Here is a 19,261-nt window from a genome sequence, read left to right as displayed (position 1 = left end):
GTTAATTATAAATTCACGTTTAAGCCTACGTTAAATACTTTTTGTATGGGGTATGCAAAGCCATTGCCGCCCTGCTCGGGGTCCCACAGTTTGAAGGGGCTCCAGGTAAGCAGGTTTAAGCCGTTAAAGTAGATGCGCAGGTTTGATACCCTTAATGATTTAGAGATGCGTGAAGGCAAAGTATAGCCAACCTCTAATGATTTTAAGCGCATAAAGCTACCGTCGCGCAGCCACCAGGTACTTGGCTGCAGGTTGTTTGATATTACGGTGGAGTTGGTACCTAAACGCGGATAAGCAGCGTACAAATCCTGGTGCTCTTCGCTCCAGTGGTTATCTGCAAACTCCTTTAACACCTGTGTATTACCATACACATAAGCATCGGGGCTTTGGATAAACGGACTAACCCGGGTTGGATCAACAAAGAATGATACCCTTGCCTGGCCCTGGAAAAATGCCGAAAGATCAAACCCTTTATAGCCGGTTGAAAAACCGAAACCGTATACGATCTCTGGTGTTTGCGGGTAACCCATATACACCTGGTCGAGCACATCTATCTTACCATCACCATTCACATCGCGGTATTTGATATCGCCGCCCTGTGGTTTTATGCCGCTGCCGTTGAAGATCTGGGTTGGCGAGTTGGCTGCTTCCTGGTCGTCAACAAATAAACGTTCGGCTATGTAGCCGTAGCCTCTGCTGATAGGCTGGCCGATAGCGTGGCGCCATGGCTCTTTATAATCGGGCTCTTCAATATAAGTGTATTTGTTGCTTGAATAGGTAAAATTACCGCGGATGGATGCCCAGGCACCATTGCTGAAGTTTTGTTTATAATCCATCGATATATCTACACCTTTTGAATCAACCACACCCAAATTGGCGCTGATTGGTGCCTCCAAACCTTCGCTTACCGGGATGCTGGTACGTTGCTGTAAAATATCATAGCGGTGGTTTTTATAAAATTCGGCCACAATGTTAAAGTTTTTGGCCAGCGTCATTTCTACCGCTACGTTTGCTTGCCTGGAGGTTTCCCAGGTTACATCGGTATTCTCATAATTGTTAATGGTTACGCCCTTACGCTCGTACTGGTTGTTGATCCCAAACTGCGCGTAGTTATAGCCCGAGTTAAAGGCCACATCAGACTGGTAAAAGAAACGCTGCGAACCAATGGCATCGTTACCTACCAAACCGTAGCTGCCGCGGATTTTCAGGCGATCGATAAAGCCCGGTGTCCAGAAGCTTTCGTTTGATACCACCCACGACGCGCCGATGGTTGGGAAGAAACCGTAACGGTGATTGGCCGAAAAACGCTCGGACCCATTGTAGCCAAAGTTAAACTCGGCAAAGTAACGGCTCATGTAAGAGTAGGTTGCCCTGCCCGCCAAACCAAGGTTGCGGTATGGCAGCGCGGCCAACAGTGTGCCGGCATTGGCGTACAGGGTTTGTTGCTGGGTACCAATAATGGTACTGCTGATATTGCTTTTGCCAATAGCCTTGTTATACTCCAAAGCGGCCTGTAAATAAAGAAAAGTGTTTACCTGCGTACCGCCCGGCGAATAGCCCAGGTACTCCTGCGCCACGTTATAGCCGGTTGGCTGCGGGTTAAGCCAGGTTAGGGTATACTTGTTGGTTTCTTTATCGTACGTGTTTACGTTATAGTAAAAAGGCGAATATGCCGATGTAGACTCGAAATATGAATACCTGTTGGTGTTAAAAATACCTTTAAACTTTAAACCATCGGTTATAAACTTCAGGTTTTGGTTCAGCTCCAACTGTGCCGACATGCGCGACTCGGATGAGTTTTTATGTCCCCTTAATAACTGGGCGTAAGGGTTATTGTACGAAATGCTGTTGCTGGCGGCACCGCCCGTTAAACCTACGTTACCAAATAAAATGTGCTGAGCGTTAAGGTTAGCCGAATCGGCCGGGAAATAGGCAGGGAACAGTACCGGGCTGGTGTGGATAGCCACGTTGTACAAGTCGGACGCGAAAGAGCCATCGGTAGTTACCGGGCCATTGTATTCGCTAAATGTACCGGATAACCTTACCACCACCTCGGTAGTTTTGGTCATGTTTACGTTGATATTTGAACGTAACTGGTAGTTTTTAAACTTAACGTTATTGTTGTTATTGTTGCGGATATCGTTCTTTAGCACCCCATTATCAACATTGTAAGCACCGGCTATATAATAGCGTGCAATGTTACCGCCGCCACTTACGCTTAGGTTATTACGCTCGGTAGTGGCGCGCTTTTTAAACAACAGGCCAAGCCAGTCAACAGCCGGGTAAACATATTGGTTGCTGCCGGGTGCGCCTGCAATGGTGTTTTTGGTATTGGCGATCTTACTTTCGGGGAAAGGTAAAGGCAATGTTGGGTCGCGGGTTAGCGTGGCCTCATTGTACAGGTTCATGTACTGGATAGGATCAACCAGGTGCAGTGTTTGAGTTGATTGCGATGAGGAATACTCCGAGCGGAAGTTGATCTTAGGCGCTCCCTCTTTACCTTCTTTAGTGCTTACCAGGATTACGCCGTTGGCACCCCTTGCACCGTAAAGCGCGGTAGCACTCGCGTCTTTTAAAATCGAGAAGCTGGCAATGTCATCCACATTTAAACGTGCAAGGTCATTGGTGGATAGCTCTACGTTATCGATCAAAATCAGTGGATCGCGTTTATAGCCGAAGGTAGTTACACCACGGATAAAGAATGAGGCATTATCCTGCCCCGGCTGGCCGCTCCTTTGATAAGCGATGATACCTGCTGCCTGCCCTGCAAGCGCGTTGGTTAAGTTACTCGCCGGAATCTTTAGTTCACCGGGTTTAATACTGGTAACCGAGCCTACCAGGGCTTCCTTCCGTTCCTTTTTTCCAAAGGCCGTAATTACCACCTCATCGGCAATCAGTTTGTTTTCCTTCAAAATGATGTTGAAGATCTTTTTGTCTTCTGATACGGTTACGCGCTGTTCCACAAAACCGATGAAGGTGATCCTTAAAGTAGTACCAACAGGCAGCTCTAATACAAACCGGCCGTTCTCGTCGGTCGAGGTGGAGATGTTGCTCTTGGTGTTTTCGGCCAGGATGGTTGCACCCTGTATTTTCACGCCAAGGGTATCTGTTACCTTACCGGTTACAGTAACCCTGTTTTGCGCCCGGGCGCTGCCAAACAGCAGGGTAAACACAAACAGCAGCAGGTAGCGCCCCGCGGGAATCTGTTTGGTCTTTTTTAAAAGTAGTTTACTAAAAATGTAAAGTGGCTTCATAAAATTGGGTTCATAATTTATTGGTTGTTAATTAGGTTTAATCAATTCAGTTTATCAGCTACCAGGTTGCAGGAAACTAACAGAATTAATTGGAGGGAGGCGTTTGAACTACCTGGCGCTGAGTTATACCGGCAGGCCCTTCTCAAGGAGGCCATTGGGTACGTGTTTAAACTTCAATCGACAGGATGCATCCTTTGCCTGTTGTTGCAATGGTTGGTCTAAATCTTTCCTCCGGATTAAGAGTCAAGGTGTTTGCATACTTTATGGGTTTTGGTTAATAATTGGTATTGTAAATGTAGACGCAGATAGTGCATCAAAAAATGGATAAACTTTCAAAAAAGATGGACAATTTTCTGAATTTTAACCCTCAAAATAGTTTCATCCATTTATTATCCATCAGGCAAAAAAGCGAGGTGTTTTTTAGATTTTTGGGATAGGAAAAAGCCGGCCGCCAACTTTTTAAGGCGGTATTTTTACCATCTCAAAAAGTTGCGTATTTGTTGCAGTTTTTTCTCAAAAACAGGGCAATAAGTTGCTGTTTTCTTACAGAAAAAGGACTGTTTATTACCAGGAAATTATAGGATCAAAAACGCAACGAAAAACTACAAAACAACCCCGAATTTGTAAACGATAACCTGGTGGTAGTTGTCGCCGGGCCTCAATATTGTCGACGGAAAATGAGCATGATTTGGGCTATCCGGATAGTACTGACATTCCAAGCATAATCCATCAAAAGGTTTAAAGGGTCGTAAAAAATTTCCGTTTGGTTGGCAGTCAAGGTAATCGCCGGTATAAACCATTACCGCCGGATAGGTAGTTGATACTTCCAGCGTTCGGCCAGAGGCATTGTCGACCAGTTTGGCGGCGGGTTTCAAAGGGTTATCGCCGGCGTTTTTTAGCAAAAAACAATCATTAAAGCCGGTAAGCTTGCCGTCATTCGCCTTTATTTTACTACGGATAATACTGCCATCCAAAGCTTTATCAGCTACAAGCTTGATAAGCCCGGTTGGGATGTAGGCGGCATCAACGTCAAGCAAAGCATCGGCGTAAACCTCAAGGGCATGGTCAAAAATGCCCTCCCCTTTCGCCGATAAGTTGAAATAAGCGTGGTTGGTAAAATTAGTTATCGTAGCAGCATCGGTAACCGCATCATAGCTGATGCAGAGCTGGTTAGCATCCATAAACCGGTAAGTAACTGTTAAAGTTAAATTACCCGGAAATCCCCCATCCCCGGCAGGGCTTTGAAGGGTAAAGGCTATCCCATCGTCAAATAATTCATAATCAAAAACCCTGGCATTAAAACCGGCCTCGCCGCTATGATTGGAGTTTTCTCCATCATTGGCATCCAGTTTAAACACTTCGCCATCCAGCGTAAACCGCGCCCCACCTATCCGGTTGGCAAAACGGCCGATGGTGGCGCCCAAGTAACATTCATCGGCTACGTAACCGGCCAGTGAATGGTAACCGAGGATCACATTTTCAAAATTGCCAGCCTTATCGGGCATTACTGCCGATACCAATGTAGCCCCATAATTGGTAAGTTCTGCATAGCTCCCGGCTGAGTTTTCTATCCTGAACAGGTATACGGGCTTGCCAAAATACTCGCCCCATTGCTGTTGCGATACGCTAATTTGGCCTTTAATCATGATTTCGTTGTATTTACTGCTCAAGATAGATTTTATTATTGTTAAAAAAACAAACATTAAGCTAAAACTTTTTAGCCTGCCAATTCCCTATCAATTGGCTTATTTTTTTGAAGTTGTTTATACTTAGATGGGGAAATACCTGTCACTTTACTAAACAGGCGCGAAAAGTAATACTGATCATCAAAACCCAGTTCGGCACAAATGGTTTTGATGCTTTTATTGGTAAAACACATCTGTTGGCATGACCGTTGTACCTTCAGTTCGTTAAAATAGTTTACCGGCGAGCAGTCTGTTTTTTGTCTAAACATTTTTGAATAATGCGTTACCGAAATATTTTGCTGCCTGGCCAGTTCCTTTAAGCCAATTTTGAGGCCGATATTAGCCTTCATAAAAGCAATGGAATCACTAATAATATCCACATTACCAGACTGATGATCTATTTCCCGGTGATAGATGAGCGAGGTTACAAAATGCAGGGCATTAAAGTTCATGATCTCCATTTCGCGCTTGCTGTAACTGTTGTTTAAAATGGCACAAACCTTATCAAAAACCTTAATCCGGGCTTCGTCGTAGTTCACTTCATGAACCTTAAAGCCTGCTCTGTCATAAAGCTCGGCAGCCATCCCACCGTTAAAGTGCATCCAGTAAATACTCCAGGGCTCGGTTACCGAGCTTTTGTATTTGTGGGGCAAACCTTGTGGTATAATGAAATAGCTGCCGGTTTTTAAATCGAACTTTGTCCCTTTAAAACTGATCTCGCCGGTGCCGGTTATGCAATAAATGAGGATATAATCACTGCTGCCGTACCTGCGTTCGCGCTCGTGCCCAAAGGCATTGGGGTAATAGCCTATCGCAGTTGCATAAAAGTTGCGGTTGATGGGATTAGCCATAACTGCCCGGCGGATATGAGGAGGCAGCACAAACATGCGCTGCCCTTCAAAACCATCCTTTAAGCGTTTCATTTTATGCCCGGTATCCATCCTGATTTATGCAGAAACCTTTAATAATTGCTTACATTAAGTTGCTGTTTGGTCATTTCTAAATGAGCCTTGGCACCGGCATGTGTGGCATCAAACTCCAATACATTACCTAACATAACCCGCGCGGCATCAAATTCATGTAAACCTAATAAGCCAAGTCCCTGTAAAAAGTAAGTGTGAATACGGTTACGCAGGTTAAGATCATCATCAAAAATCAGCAGATTGGGTAATGATACCGCAAAGTAATCAATCTTCACCTCGTCGTTTTCATGGGCTTTGCCATAGGCTACCAATTTATTAAAGATCTGCGCGGCCTTTTCCTGGTTTCCCAGCTTTTTCCAGCCCAGGCCCTGGTAAAAGATCTTATCCGGCTGCTGATCGTTATAAAAAACCGCTGCCGAAGGTTCATCCAAACCAATAGTAGCCTGTGTATAATATTGATTTGCGGCTTCCTGTTGGTTTAAACCTTCATAAGCACGGCCCAGCCAATAATCTATATCGTTTTCCTGCGTACCATATAATTTACCTTCGCCTAAATTGTGCGGGTAACTTTTAGCCATGGTAAGGTTGGCAATAGCTTTGTCGTTATCGCCCTCGTCCAGGTATTTTTTTGCCAATTGCACCAAACTAAACACATACTGACCAGAGGCCTTACCTTCTCCGCCTTCCCAAGGGTGAAACTGGCGGTTCATGAGCAAGCCAAGTGCCTTATCATAGTCGCCAAGCATGTTGTATAGCGCTACCCTTTCCAGGTAAACATCATCGCGCTGCAGGGCAACCTCCAGGTTATCTTCAATAAATTTAAGGCGATCTACAGCCGGATAATTCAGTCTTTTATAAAGCTGATCAAGCTCCATCAGCACGCGGGCATCGGCATTATCCAAAGCAAAAGCTTTTTCAAAATAGCCTAAGGCTTTGTCCTGATCGTTTTGTTTGTTAAAATAAGCAATGGCCAGGTTCCGGTATACGGTTGGAAATGTTTCATCCAGTTTTACCGATTGCTCCCAATAACCTACTGCTACTTCATACTGGCGCTTGTCATAAAACAAATTACCTAAATAGTAAGGCGCTTTGGCATCGGCAGGATTAACCGCGATGGCCAGCTGCAATATTTTCACCTCATCCAGGCGATTAGGGAAACACAGGTACGGATTAGCAGTTGCTGCCCTTTTAAACCATTGCAAGGCTTCCTCTTTCAAACCAGCTTTATAGGCTATGTAACCAAGGGTATAATAAACCATTGGGTTGTTACCCGCATCTTTTAAAGCCAGCTGCAGCAGCTGATCTGCTTCGGCATATAAGCCCGCGTTAGCATAATCAAGGGCGTATTCTAAAAAGTTCTGATCGTCGTTTCTTGACAGCGTAACCAATTCGTCGATGCATTTAACTACCTGCAAAGCATCACCTGTTGCTTTATATACCTGGATTTTTTCAAAAATAACACCCAGGTTAAAGCCGTCGCGCTCCAAAGCCTCATCGGCAACTTTTAAGGCTTTATCAAGCTGATTTAACTTACGCAAGGCAGCCATTTTTATCACATATGATTTGCTGTTGTTTGCGTTCCTATCCAAAGATTGATTGATATGCTCCAACGCCAAAGCAAAATGGCCACGGGCAGCATCTATCTGCGCCACCGCGAAAAAGCCGGTATCTTTCCAGGCATTACTCCAGGTTGATTTGTAAAATACGGTATAAGCTTCATCGGCCTTATCAAGATATTTTAAGCACAAACCCAGGTTGTAATACGGCTCACTATCATAAGGGTTAGGGTTACGCCCAATGCTGGTTTCTACCGCTGTTCTTAAACACGGCTCGGCCCTGGCAAACTGCCCTTTACGGATATACCACTTGCCCAGGGCATTGTTGCTTCGCAGATCTGTAGGTTCGCGACGTAAGGCCTCTTCATAATAAGGCACCGGACTATACGTTGCATGGCGGTATTGCTCCAGGTGCTGCGCGGTCAAAAACAACTGTTCTACGCTTTCTACATCCGCCGGTGCCAATGCCGGTTTCGCGGCGCTTGGCATTTCGTTCTTTTTATTTTTGGCAGGCTCGTAACGTAATACTTCCTGGTTGCTGTTATTGGTGATAACAAGCAACAGCTCGTTCTCATTTAAACCGGCCTCGACAACTAATTCCTTAACAAAAACCTGCTCGGGAGTAATGGTTAAAGTTTCGCTAAACAACTGTGTGCCATGATAAGCTAAACTAAGGGTAAGATTTGCTTGTGCTGATGTTACCTGAACTTTCAGCGTCACCTTATCCCCTGCTTTACTCAGGGCTAATAAAATATCTTTGGATGCATTTTTTACCATGCCCAATTCGCGGTAAGGCAAAAAGTATTGGGTAAATGTTTTTTCTTCGTAAGGCATCAGCCAGCTAAAATCGGGCTGATTATCGGTAAATACACCGGTCATCAGCTCAATGTATGGGCCGTCTTCATCAGTAAGGTTCCTGTCCCAGGCCTGGCCGAAATCGCTATGGCCCCAGGTCCACTGTTTTTTGCCGGGCGATACATGGTGATTAGCCACATGCAGCAAACCTGCCTCACTATCGTGCTCATAGCCGCCCACAAAATCATAATCGGAGTTGATAGCCATATACGATGTTGGTACCGGGATGTTTTTGTACATCGAGATATCGGTACCGGGCGAATAATCCACTTTATAATAAGTACCCGTAGCTATCGGAAAATCAGACACATCGCGCTTGCCATGGTCAAATACTGCGTTTACATCAGGCGGAAATACCGACTGGTAATAATCATTCACCTTTACGGCCGGGTTTGCCCACCATAAAAAAGTTTGCGGCAGGGCCGAACGGTTAAACAGTTTAGCTTTTATTTCGATGTAAGCTGTATCCGGGCGCAGCGTAAAGCCCGCCATACCCTTGGTATGAAACATGCGTTCCACTTCGTTCACCCAAACGGTTTTGCTGCCATCGGCATGCTCTTCCAGTTTATAATCAACCGGATCAAATGTGCTTGGGCGGTGGTGCTGCGGCCAGTTAAATTCAATCCCCCCCGAAATCCAGGGACCGGTTAAGCCTACCAGCGCCGGCTTAATTACCTGGTTATGATATATAAAATGGCGCTGCTTAATCTTATCAAACGCGGTTTGGATACGGCCACCCAGTTGCGGCAGGATCATCACCTTCAAATATTTATTTTCAAGGAATAGGCCTGTGTATGTTTTGTCTTCTTTTTCATCGGCAATTTTTTCAATCACCGGGTTTGGATAAACCACACCACTGCTGCCCTGGTACACCCGTTTTTCGAAAAACATGGGATTTTTATCGGGCTTGCCAACGCTGTAAGTGGGGATAATTACTTGCTCTTCCCAAACGGAAACAGTTGAATTTTGCATAAATATTGGGTGTTATTAATGTCTTATTAAATTGTCTTCTAACTCTTCCAAAGTTTGCCCCTTGGTTTCTTTCACTTTGGCTTTTACAAACAGGAAACCTGCAAAGCAAATACCCGCGTACATATAAAAAGGGCCATAAGTACCTAACTTTTCGGCCAGTATCGGAAAGGTAAAAACCAATATAAAATAGGCTAACCACAGGGATACAATGGCTACTGATGATGCTACCCCCCGGATTTTATTGGGGAAAATCTCGGAAATAAGCACCCAGGTTACCGGGGCCAATGTGAACGAGTATACACTGATAGCCAACAACACAAATGTAGATAGCAGTATTACCGATGCATGATTTTGAAGCAAAAAGGCCAGCACAATAAAGGAAACAGATAAACCTATCGAACCAATGAGCATTAACGGCCGCCGGCCCAGCTTATCAACCATAAACATGGCCAAAATGGTAAATACTAAATTTACAAGGCCTATAAAAACTGTTTCGAGTAATTGATGATTTACGCTTGAACCCGCGGCCTGGAAAATGGTTGAGGCATAATTGAAAAGTATATTACTACCGCAAAACTGTTGGAATACGGCCAACGTAATACCCACCACCACTGCAGGGCGAACGGCTTTTTCAAACACCATGGCATATGATTGTTTGGTTGAGCCCGCCAACGATTTTTTTACGGCCTTAAAGGTAGATTCGGCAAAATCGGGCGAGCCTATTTTATTAAGGATGGTCAGCGCTTTATCGGTTTGGCCCGATTTCATGAGCCACCTTGGGCTTTCGGGCAGCCAGGTTACGCCAATTAAAAATACCGCGGATGGAACAGCACCAAGGCCAAACATCCATCTCCATGAATCGGCACCATGATCGGCCAAAAAGTAATTGACCAAATTGGTGATCAATATGCCGATAACTACGGTAAGCTGGTTGATAGCCACATTGCGGCCACGTACTTCGGCAGGCGATACTTCGGCTATGTACATAGGGCAAAGCATAGATGCCATGCCTACCCCAATGCCGGCTGCAAAACGCAGGATCAAAAAGTAAGTTAACGATGTAGAAAAGGCGATACCGATAGATGATACCGCGAAGATGAGAGCAGCGATGATCAATCCTGGTTTACGGCCGTATTTATCGGCAATATTACCCGCAAACAGGCAACCAACAATACAACCCAAAGCTAAAGAGCCGGTTAAAAAACCTTCCCATACGGGAGTGAGTGCAAACTGGGTACGCAAAAAGGGGAGTGCGCCAGAGATCACTGCAAAATCGAACCCAAAAAGATACCCCCCCAGGGCCGAAATAAAAGAAATGCCAATAATGTAACTGCTGTTAAAGCTTTTTGAACTACTCATTTTTTAGGTTGTATATATTTAACTGGTGGCATAATATTACTATTTATTTGCGTGATTAATTTACCGGCACCAATTTTACCAATACCACGTCTCCTGGGTTAGCTATCATACTAAAGTTCTGTGCATCAGCTTTTAACTCTCCTAACAGAGCATCTGTCATAAAATCATGAAACTCATATTTTTTGTGTGCGTCAAGGTGTAAGGTTTGCCTGCTGAATCCTTGCTTAAAATCATTTTTCAGGTCGAAATTGAACAGCGCCAGCATGGTAGTATCACCGGGCAAGTAAAATGATAGTTGCTGATCGTAAGTTTCGCCATCGGCTGTTTTTAGGGGGATAAAAGCCTTGGGGTCGCTAAAGAAAGCGGCTATATTTTTATTATCCAGAAACTCCTGGGCACGCATGGCGGCAATTGGGTTACGGTAATCAGATCCATCGCCCAAAATGCTGCCCATCACCATCATGGCATACAGCCTTATCTTAATTTCCTGTTCGTTGAGGTCGGGGTTACGCTGAAAATTTTTCATGATGCTAACATCAAGATTAGTATAAGGGAACAAAGTGCCCTGCACCCAGTTCATATGCGAGCCGGTAGCCAACGACGACTCTGTACTGCCCCATCCCGGGAAACCTTTTTGATCATCGCGCAAATGCGAGTAAACATCGGTAGATACGAAACGGGTATGCGCATACTGATGCGGGAACAACGGCGAAATAGCCTGGGTAATAAATATCTCTTTCCCCATAATGGAATCGACCAAAAACCGCAACGTTTTCATGCCATAATTGTAGGCCTGCATCCCGGTGCGTGTTTTAGCATCGTATCTACTTGTGCTCTCCAGGGCACCGGCAGTTAAAAAATCGATCTTTAAAAACTTAGCATTAATAGCTTTGGCCTTTTTTAACTGCTGAATAATGTATAGGCGAATGGCCGGATGGGTTGGGTCCATAGCGTATGCACCCCATTGGCCATCTTTATACATAATGGGGTTGCCGGCTTTATCGTGCAGCAAAACATCCTGTAGTAAATAATCGGATCCCTGTACTTTATGTCCCTTGATATCGTCTTTCCAGCTCCACATGGCAAAAGGGATAAAATAAAAGCCCATTTGCTGACCGTTTTTTGCGCCGTACTCACCTATAGTTTTTAAAACTTCTGTGGAGTAGATGCCCTGATCGTATGAATCGATACTAAGCACAGGTTTGGAGTAAGCGCTAAAGTTTTGCATGGAGTGAACAAAATCCGAGATCTGGCTAACCGCGGGCGGCATCATCACTTTTTCGTAGCCCAATACACCCTCAACCCCAAAACTATTCCAATAAACAGGAGCGTGGCCTTCCCAGGTTTGTTTACCGTTGATGGTCGAGTTTACCCTGCCATAATCTTTAAAGGCCTCGTGCAGATCATCAGATGCACATAAATATACATCGGCAGAGTTAACTGTTTTGCCCAACATAGTACCATGTTCTACATGATCATGCGTGCCATCCAATCCGCCATAGGCCGATTTTAAGGCGGAATTGTCTGGTGTAGCCGCTCCCCCAAAAACATTCAGCGAATCAACAACACCTTGCTTGCTACCCGCCTGATAGGAAAGTCCTGTTTTCCAAAAGTCGTGGTTCACACTACCGATGACTAACCCGGAGTTTTTCAATTGGTCGTAAACTGCCATAAACTCGTAGCTAATGCCCTTTATAGCGGGCGTATTTGCTTTGGGCCAGCTTCTTTCCAGGATTGGTGTCCAATCGTCGTTATCAAATGGCACATCCAATATCCGGGGTTCGGCGCCAGGGATAGAAAGCTGCCCCTTATATTGCGGCAATACCGCCAACGGACTAATATCCCTGGTTTCTATCGGCTTATCTGTCGCCATGGCCGATACGCCGACAAGCACATAAGGATGATCCTGATATAAAGTAAGGCGCTGAATCAACGTTATTTTATGCTGATTATCGCTATGCTTAACAAGCAATACTGTGCCCTTACCAATTTTATCGTGTGTGGTTTCGCTGCTGATGGTATGGGTTGTAAAATCGGCACTGGTAAAACGGCCGGCTTTTATATCTTTAACATAGGCCACCGTATTATCTATATGGGTGCCATCGGCAAAAACGTAGCTTACCAGGCCGCTGCGACCGTCAACAGTGATCTTAACCTGTGTATTGCTAAAAATGTAGCTATCAGCCTTTTTTTGAACTTCCTGCGCTTTTGACAGATCACTCAAAAAAATGAACATAATAGCAAAGCCTAATAGCTTTGTGCTATTTAATTTAAACCTGTTAAATGGTGCGTAAAAATGCTGCATTTAGTGTAATTATACTTTTTTAAAATATCGCGATAGTTCAATATAAAAGTCCATCTACTGTACACATCCATTGCCCTTACTCCTTGCTTTCACAGCTAATTGGTCAACTTGTTGCAAGCTTACCCCTGCTAACTACTTAATAGGGTATTTTCACGAAGCTTTTGATATTGATGATATCGCTAATTGGTTACGATGTAAATCTCATGGATTAAATGAGATTAAAAAATAGGTAATGTTACGGAAATGATGGACTATGTTATGGACCAATAATAAAACTTATTTTAAGATGGATAATGCTATTTTGAGTTTTTTTATGAATGTTTGTATTACAGAGGTTTTCCAATTGCTTCTGCCGGTTATTTACAATCACTTTCTTAATAAAAAATGGCTAAAAGCACAATTTTAAGGCGCAGAGATGGTTTCGAGGGGCAAAAACTTATTGTTTTGCCCAAAAAAATCATTACCAATTTTTTAAGTAAAGACCTGGTTACCAAACAGATTTACATTACCGATATTGGATACTACCCTAAAGCCAAACACCACTATGCCGAGCGGCCAAATGGCATTAACCAGCATATCATTATTTATTGTACAGAAGGTTACGGCTGGCTGGAGATCAACAAAAAAAAAGTAGAAGTATCACCGTCACAATTTATAGCAATCCCCGCTAATACGCCGCATAAGTACGCGGCCAATATGGACAAACCATGGACGATATACTGGATTCACTTTAAAGGCGAAATAGCGCCGTTTATTCTTGAGCTGATATTGAAGAACTCTGAAAATTACAAGCCATATCTTTCATTTAATGAAGACAGGATTAAGCTATTTGAAGACATCTGCTTTAACCTCGAAAAAGGCTACAGCAGTGATGCCCTACGATATGTAAACATGATATTTTCACATTTTTTATCGTCACTGATTTACGAGGACAAGTTTAACCATGTTGACGACCAGCCTGCCGACAATGATATTGTTGAAAAAACGATCAAATACATGCAGGACAATATCACCACCATGATAAGGCTTGATGACCTCAGTAGCTTCGCCAAACTATCTACCTCCCACTATTCGGCTATTTTTAGGGCAAAAACGGGTTACTCCCCCATCGAATATTTTAACCAGCTCAAGGTTCAAAAGGCCTGTCAATACATTTCGTTCACCACCATGTCTATCAAAAGCATCGCACTGAACCTCGGCATCGAAGATCAATACTACTTTTCAAGAATGTTCACCAAACTTATGGGCAGCTCACCAAATGAGTACAGGAAAAAGTTGAAGGAAGTTAATCAGAGGTGAGTGGTTGATTAAGTTAGATTGAGTTGATTAGGTTGAATATGTTTCGCTACCCCTATCTGCTTTCTTCAACGCCATCTCTCAAAACCTTTCGCCTTTTACCTCAGGATTGATTTTTGCAAACATTGGATTGATGCTTGCAAACAGTACGGGACATAACCACGTTACCTTTGTTTTATAAATTAAAACAGAAAATGGAACCAACAAATAAAATAGCTCTTGTAACCGGCGGCAGTCGCGGATTGGGTAAAAACATGGCGTTAAGCCTGGCCCAAAAAGGCATCAACGTAGTGCTTACCTATAACAGCAAACAGGATGAGGCTGAGGCCGTAGTAACCGAAATTGAAAAGACAGGTGTTAAAGCCGCTGCCCTGCAACTGAATACCGGCGAGGTTAAAACTTTCGATCAATTTTTTGAAAATTTAAAAGCAGTATTGAAAAATACCTTCAATGCAGAAAACTTCGATTTCCTGATCAATAACGCGGGTGTTGGCGTTCACGCTTCATTTGCAGATACTAAAGAGGAAGATTTTGACATGCTGTTTAATATCCACTTTAAGGGTGTATTTTTTTTAACCCAGAAAGCATTGTCGTTAATTAACGATGGTGGCCGCATTATTAATTTATCAAGTGGTTTGGCAAGGTTCAGTTCACCGGGGTATGCGGCTTATGCATCAATGAAGGGCGGCATAGAAACCCTTAGCCGTTATATGGCCGCCGAATTGGGCAAACGCGGTATTGCAGTTAACGTGGTGGCTCCCGGTGCTATTGAAACAGATTTTGGCGGCGGCATGGTACGCGATAATGAACAGGTTAATAAATACATTGCGGGCGTTACCGCTTTGGGTCGCGTAGGCCTACCCGATGATATTGGTGGCGTAGTAGCTTTTTTATGTACCGAAGATGCCCGCTGGATCAACGCGCAACGCATTGAGGTATCAGGTGGTATGAACCTTTAATAGAGACAAGATTTCGTAATCGACATAAAATAGAAAACTCCCGGTTGGCAATCCGGGAGTTTCTAAACAAATTCAAACCAATAAATTAACTAACCTTTTACTATTTGTTGTACGGCAACCAAACGCTAATGGTTACATCCTCAAATGCTTAATTGTACAATAAAACACACACCATTCCTAAAAGGAGTACAATTTTTATTTTAGATGGCTAATCAGAATGAGTCGAACCAACTCCGTCATCGTTTTCATGACGGATTCCGCATACAATCTAAACCATATCCCTCTAATCGACTCCACCAATTAAAAGTGAACAAAATGAATAAGCGTTTGAACACCTATTGGTATTCTTGTTGTTGTGTTCAGGTATAACTGACTTTTTTATTTAACAATACCCCATTAAATGACGATCCTTTATAACGCGCTAAGGACAGAAGCTGATCCTGAACTAACTGACCAAAAAAATGAAGCTATTGATGAATTAGCTGCAAAAAATCATTTTTTCAACAACTGCATAGTTACATTTCATCATCCCGAAGGATTCAATCCGGTTGGTTTGGTTGAATTTAGCTATAAAGATAACACCAAATTGAAAGCATATTATACTGTATACATACAGGATAATATTTTACGGGTATGCCTTGCTACGCTTGATATGGTAAAGTTGATTGATGCTAACGTGCAGTCTTTTTTACAAAAGCTGGAAGCTTATTCATTTCTTAACGACACGCAAAAAACATTTGTAGCTTAACAGGGCTAAACAAGGATGATTAACGAGGGAATATTTTGTGTATAAAATACCCCAAATTGAGGAAACGTGGTATTTTAACCACGAAATACCTATTGCAAATTCCTTATAATCAAATTTTTGATGGCGCAACGCCATACATTTTTTTGAATGCAAATGAGAAATGCGATAGGTCTTCAAAGCCTAATTCGAGGTAAACATCAGAGGGAGCCTGCCCCTTTTTTTTGATGAGATAATACGCCTCCTGCAACCGGCGCTGCTGTAACCATCGGCTTGGACTTAGGTGAAATATTTTTTCAAAATCGCGCTTGAACGTAGCTAAACTGCGACCGGTGAGGTATGCGTATCTTTTTAGCTGCACATTAAAATGATAATTTTTGTTCATAAAGCCTTCCAGGTCTATTTTACCAGGTTCGCTAAAATCAAACAGTACGTCCTTCAGTTCGGGATTGGCCTGTAGTAAAATGAGTATGGCCTCTCTTAACTTTAACCGCTGCAACTCATTACTTATACCGTGCCCGCTTTGCGCGTAAGGCAACAGCGATTCCATAAAACTTTTATAAAGCTGATTTGGCTTTAAGGTGATAAACGGACCCTCATCGGAATGTTTTTCTGCCTTATAACCATACTCCAGGCTGAAATCACGCAGGGTTTGCTGATCAAGATATATCGATAAAGTTTTGTATTCGCCATTGGGTGGCGGCTGCTTTACAAATTTAATGAGATGATTACGCTTACTTAGCCTAAACTCACCCTGCTCCACCTGGTATGTTTTGTTGCCATCATTAATAGTAAGCGAGCCCGAGATCTGGTAGCTAAAAACATGTTCGGGCACAAACTGCTCTCCTTCCCGGCTCCTGGTTAGGTAGCAGTTGTGATTAATTTGTTGTAGCACCGGTTCTTTATTTTGCTTAAGCATACAGGGGCAAATTTATAAATTAAAACAGCACAGGCCAATTTACCGGTCTGTGCTGCTTATTAATTCAACTATTACTTTTTAAGTTTCAGGTATGATTTGCCCTGTTCCGATTCAAAAAAGTTTTCAGCTTCGTCATGATCGGTAGAGATGCTTATTGGCGTCCATTTTTCCAGTTCGGCCAATTTAGCTCCTTCTGATGCTTTTACAATAGCTACGCCTTCACTACCCAATATAAGGTGCAGGGGTGGTTGCGGATGATCAACAATGTCAATCATTACTTTGGCAGCCTTGTCAGGATCGCCCAAGGGCTTAAACTCACCGCTTTTAAAATAATTGGCCCTTTTTTCAACTGTAGTTTCGTAGCCAGCTATTGATTTGGCGTAGGTCATCGAATCGCCGGCCCAATCGGTACGGAAACCTCCCGGTTCAACAACAGTTACTTTGATACCTAATGGATCGAGCTCCTGTGCCAAACCTTCGCTAAAACCGCTTAAGCCAAATTTAGCTGCCTGGTAAATGGTGACACCTGCAGCGCCAACCCGACCACCGATAGAACTGATCTGCAATATATGACCAGAGCCCTGTTTGCGCATATGAGGGATCACCGCACGGGTTATGGCAATGGGCGCGTTCAGGTTTGTTTCCAGCTGATCGCGAACCTGTTCATCAGTATAAGCTTCGGCAGCTCCCGTGATGCCAAAACCGGCATTGTTAACCAATACATCAATACGTCCGAAATACTGTATCGTATTCTCGATAGCAGTATTGATCTCGTCCTGTTTGGTTACATCCAGTTTAATTGGAAGTACCTGGTTGGGGTATTGATCAACAAAATCCTGTAACTGATCTGTATTGCGTGCTGTTGCGGCTACTTTATCGCCTTTGGCAAGTACCGCTGCTGTAAGGCTACGCCCTAATCCGCGGGAGCTGCCTGTTATAAACCAAATTTTTGTCATGTCGTTTTTATTTTTTTGTTGATACAAATGTCGGGAGGTTTCAGCCAGGCAATTTTGCTGTAAAGCTCAAATCGTTTTGTTAAAACGCTCATTAAAAACAAAAAACTAAACGCTAACTTACCTGTAGTATAATCAGTTAAACCATAATATGCCTGCAAACACCTCTAAAGCTACCCTGTTCCCTATATTGATGGTGAACTTTATTGATGCACTGGGTTTTAGTGTGGTGATTCCCTTTATGGTTGTTATTGTACTTAAATTAGGCGGGCACGAGGTGGTTTACGGCTTTATGAGCGCCACCTACTCATTCTTTCAGCTCATAGGCTCGCCAGTATTGGGGAATTGGTCTGACAGGTATGGGCGTAAAAAAATACTGCTGCTAAGTGAAGCAGGAACTTTTATAGCCTGGCTTATTTTTTTATTGGGGCTGATAATTCCCAATCATCAAATAAACCTGCATAACGACCTTGCAGGGAACTTTATGTTCAGCATTCCGCTGCTGTTGATATTTTTAGGCAGGGCTATTGATGGGCTCACCGGTGGCAATATGTCTGTAGCCAATGCCTACGTAGCCGATATTTCTGTGAAGGACGATCGGAAGCGAAACTTTGGTCGCATGGCCGCGGCATCAAACCTGGGTTTTATTTTGGGGCCTTTGCTGGCCGGCTTATTGGGTGCCACTGCATTAGGCAATATCCTGCCGGTTATTGTTACAGCACTCATATCATTAATCGCGTTGGGGGTTATTTACTTTCGGATTCATGAGCCCCGGGAAAAGAAGAGTATTGAGGTGGTACCCGGCATTGCACCTGTTAAACAAACTACGTTTAAGGGATTAAAGGCCGTGCTTAAACTCCCTTACGTTCCTTATTTTTTGATCTTATATTTCCTGATATTTTTAGGCTTTAACTTCTTTTATGTGGGCTTCCCGGTTTACGCGGCGGGTAAAATGCATTGGAGTGTTTTAAAGTTGGGAATCTTTTTTTCGTTTTTAAGCGGGATGATGGTTTTGGTTGAAGGCCCCGTTATGGGCTATATCGCCAAACGCATTTCGGGAGCGGCACTGGTGATTGCAGGCAGCGTGATCCTGTGCGGCTGCTTTGTCCTTTTAACATTCGATAATATCGTGATCATTTATTTTGCCGCACTGCTGTTTGCAATTGGCAACGGTATAATGTGGCCATCGTTCATCGCCTTACTTTCTAACACAGGCAACGAAAACGTACAGGGCATGATACAAGGTTTTGCAGGCAGCGCCGGCAGCCTGGCCAGTATTATTGGTTTGGTTACAGGCGCTTTTCTTTACCATATATTAGGATCGGGTCTTTTCATGATCACTGCGGCGTTTCTTTTATTGATCGCTTTTTTGGCTATCCCGCTCGTTAACATTGAGAAGAAAATGTAGGCTTTATATCGCGTCGTATCCGCTTAGATCGAACCAAATAGCTATAATAACAGATAAGCTATCCGCACCTTA

Annotated in this window: 12 protein-coding genes; 4 read left to right on the top strand and 8 right to left on the bottom strand. The window is 43.5% G+C overall.

Features of this window, described 5'->3' with window-relative positions; all coding sequences use genetic code 11:
- Positions 1 to 5: 5 nt before the first annotated feature.
- From FHS10_RS05280 to FHS10_RS05255, 6 genes are all read right to left on the bottom strand, one after another.
- Complete coding sequence (locus tag FHS10_RS05280; protein WP_259088282.1) at positions 6 to 3,254, bottom strand: SusC/RagA family TonB-linked outer membrane protein; 3,249 nt, start codon at positions 3,252 to 3,254, stop codon at positions 6 to 8.
- A 602-nt stretch (positions 3,255 to 3,856) separates the two neighbouring features.
- The gene (locus FHS10_RS05275) at positions 3,857 to 4,924 is read right to left on the bottom strand and encodes an aldose epimerase family protein (RefSeq protein ID WP_259088281.1); all 1,068 of its coding nucleotides are present in this window, start codon (positions 4,922 to 4,924) and stop codon (positions 3,857 to 3,859) included.
- A gap of 47 nt (positions 4,925 to 4,971) precedes the next feature.
- Entirely contained in the window at positions 4,972 to 5,862 is an 891-nt protein-coding gene (locus tag FHS10_RS05270) for an AraC family transcriptional regulator (protein WP_259088280.1), read from the bottom strand.
- A gap of 38 nt (positions 5,863 to 5,900) precedes the next feature.
- Entirely contained in the window at positions 5,901 to 9,245 is a 3,345-nt protein-coding gene (locus FHS10_RS05265; RefSeq protein WP_259088279.1) for a tetratricopeptide repeat protein, read from the bottom strand.
- Positions 9,246 to 9,260: 15 nt separating this feature from the next.
- The gene (locus FHS10_RS05260) at positions 9,261 to 10,604 is read right to left on the bottom strand and encodes a sugar porter family MFS transporter (RefSeq protein WP_259088278.1); all 1,344 of its coding nucleotides are present in this window, start codon (positions 10,602 to 10,604) and stop codon (positions 9,261 to 9,263) included.
- A gap of 55 nt (positions 10,605 to 10,659) precedes the next feature.
- Entirely contained in the window at positions 10,660 to 12,909 is a 2,250-nt protein-coding gene (locus FHS10_RS05255) for an alpha-amylase family protein (protein WP_259088277.1), read from the bottom strand.
- Positions 12,910 to 13,293: 384 nt separating this feature from the next.
- Between FHS10_RS05255 and FHS10_RS05250 the strand changes: the two genes are divergently transcribed.
- The 3 genes from FHS10_RS05250 (at position 13,294) to FHS10_RS05240 (ending at position 15,912) form a co-directional block, all read left to right on the top strand.
- Positions 13,294 to 14,208, top strand: a complete 915-nt coding sequence (locus FHS10_RS05250) for an AraC family transcriptional regulator (RefSeq protein ID WP_259088276.1) — start codon at positions 13,294 to 13,296, stop codon at positions 14,206 to 14,208.
- A 191-nt stretch (positions 14,209 to 14,399) separates the two neighbouring features.
- Complete coding sequence (locus FHS10_RS05245; protein WP_259088275.1) at positions 14,400 to 15,164, top strand: SDR family NAD(P)-dependent oxidoreductase; 765 nt, start codon at positions 14,400 to 14,402, stop codon at positions 15,162 to 15,164.
- A gap of 400 nt (positions 15,165 to 15,564) precedes the next feature.
- Positions 15,565 to 15,912 (top strand): hypothetical protein, encoded by a 348-nt coding sequence (locus FHS10_RS05240; RefSeq protein ID WP_259088274.1) that lies wholly within the window; start codon positions 15,565 to 15,567, stop codon positions 15,910 to 15,912.
- Between the two features lie 109 nt (positions 15,913 to 16,021).
- On the opposite strand, the gene FHS10_RS05235 is transcribed toward FHS10_RS05240, so the two are convergent.
- Both FHS10_RS05235 and FHS10_RS05230 read right to left on the bottom strand, forming a co-directional pair.
- Positions 16,022 to 16,828, bottom strand: a complete 807-nt coding sequence (locus FHS10_RS05235; protein WP_259088273.1) for a helix-turn-helix domain-containing protein — start codon at positions 16,826 to 16,828, stop codon at positions 16,022 to 16,024.
- 71 nt (positions 16,829 to 16,899) lie between these two features.
- Positions 16,900 to 17,784 (bottom strand): oxidoreductase, encoded by an 885-nt coding sequence (locus FHS10_RS05230; protein WP_259088272.1) that lies wholly within the window; start codon positions 17,782 to 17,784, stop codon positions 16,900 to 16,902.
- Positions 17,785 to 17,932: 148 nt separating this feature from the next.
- Between FHS10_RS05230 and FHS10_RS05225 the strand changes: the two genes are divergently transcribed.
- Entirely contained in the window at positions 17,933 to 19,189 is a 1,257-nt protein-coding gene (locus tag FHS10_RS05225) for an MFS transporter (protein ID WP_259088271.1), read from the top strand.
- Positions 19,190 to 19,261: the final 72 nt, after the last annotated feature.

The sequence above is a fragment of the Mucilaginibacter dorajii genome, from assembly GCF_024808255.1.
GTDB classification, from domain to species: Bacteria; Bacteroidota; Bacteroidia; order Sphingobacteriales; family Sphingobacteriaceae; genus Mucilaginibacter; species Mucilaginibacter dorajii.
Note: the sequence above shows the minus strand (reverse complement) of the source record. Positions and strands in the feature narration are given on the sequence as shown.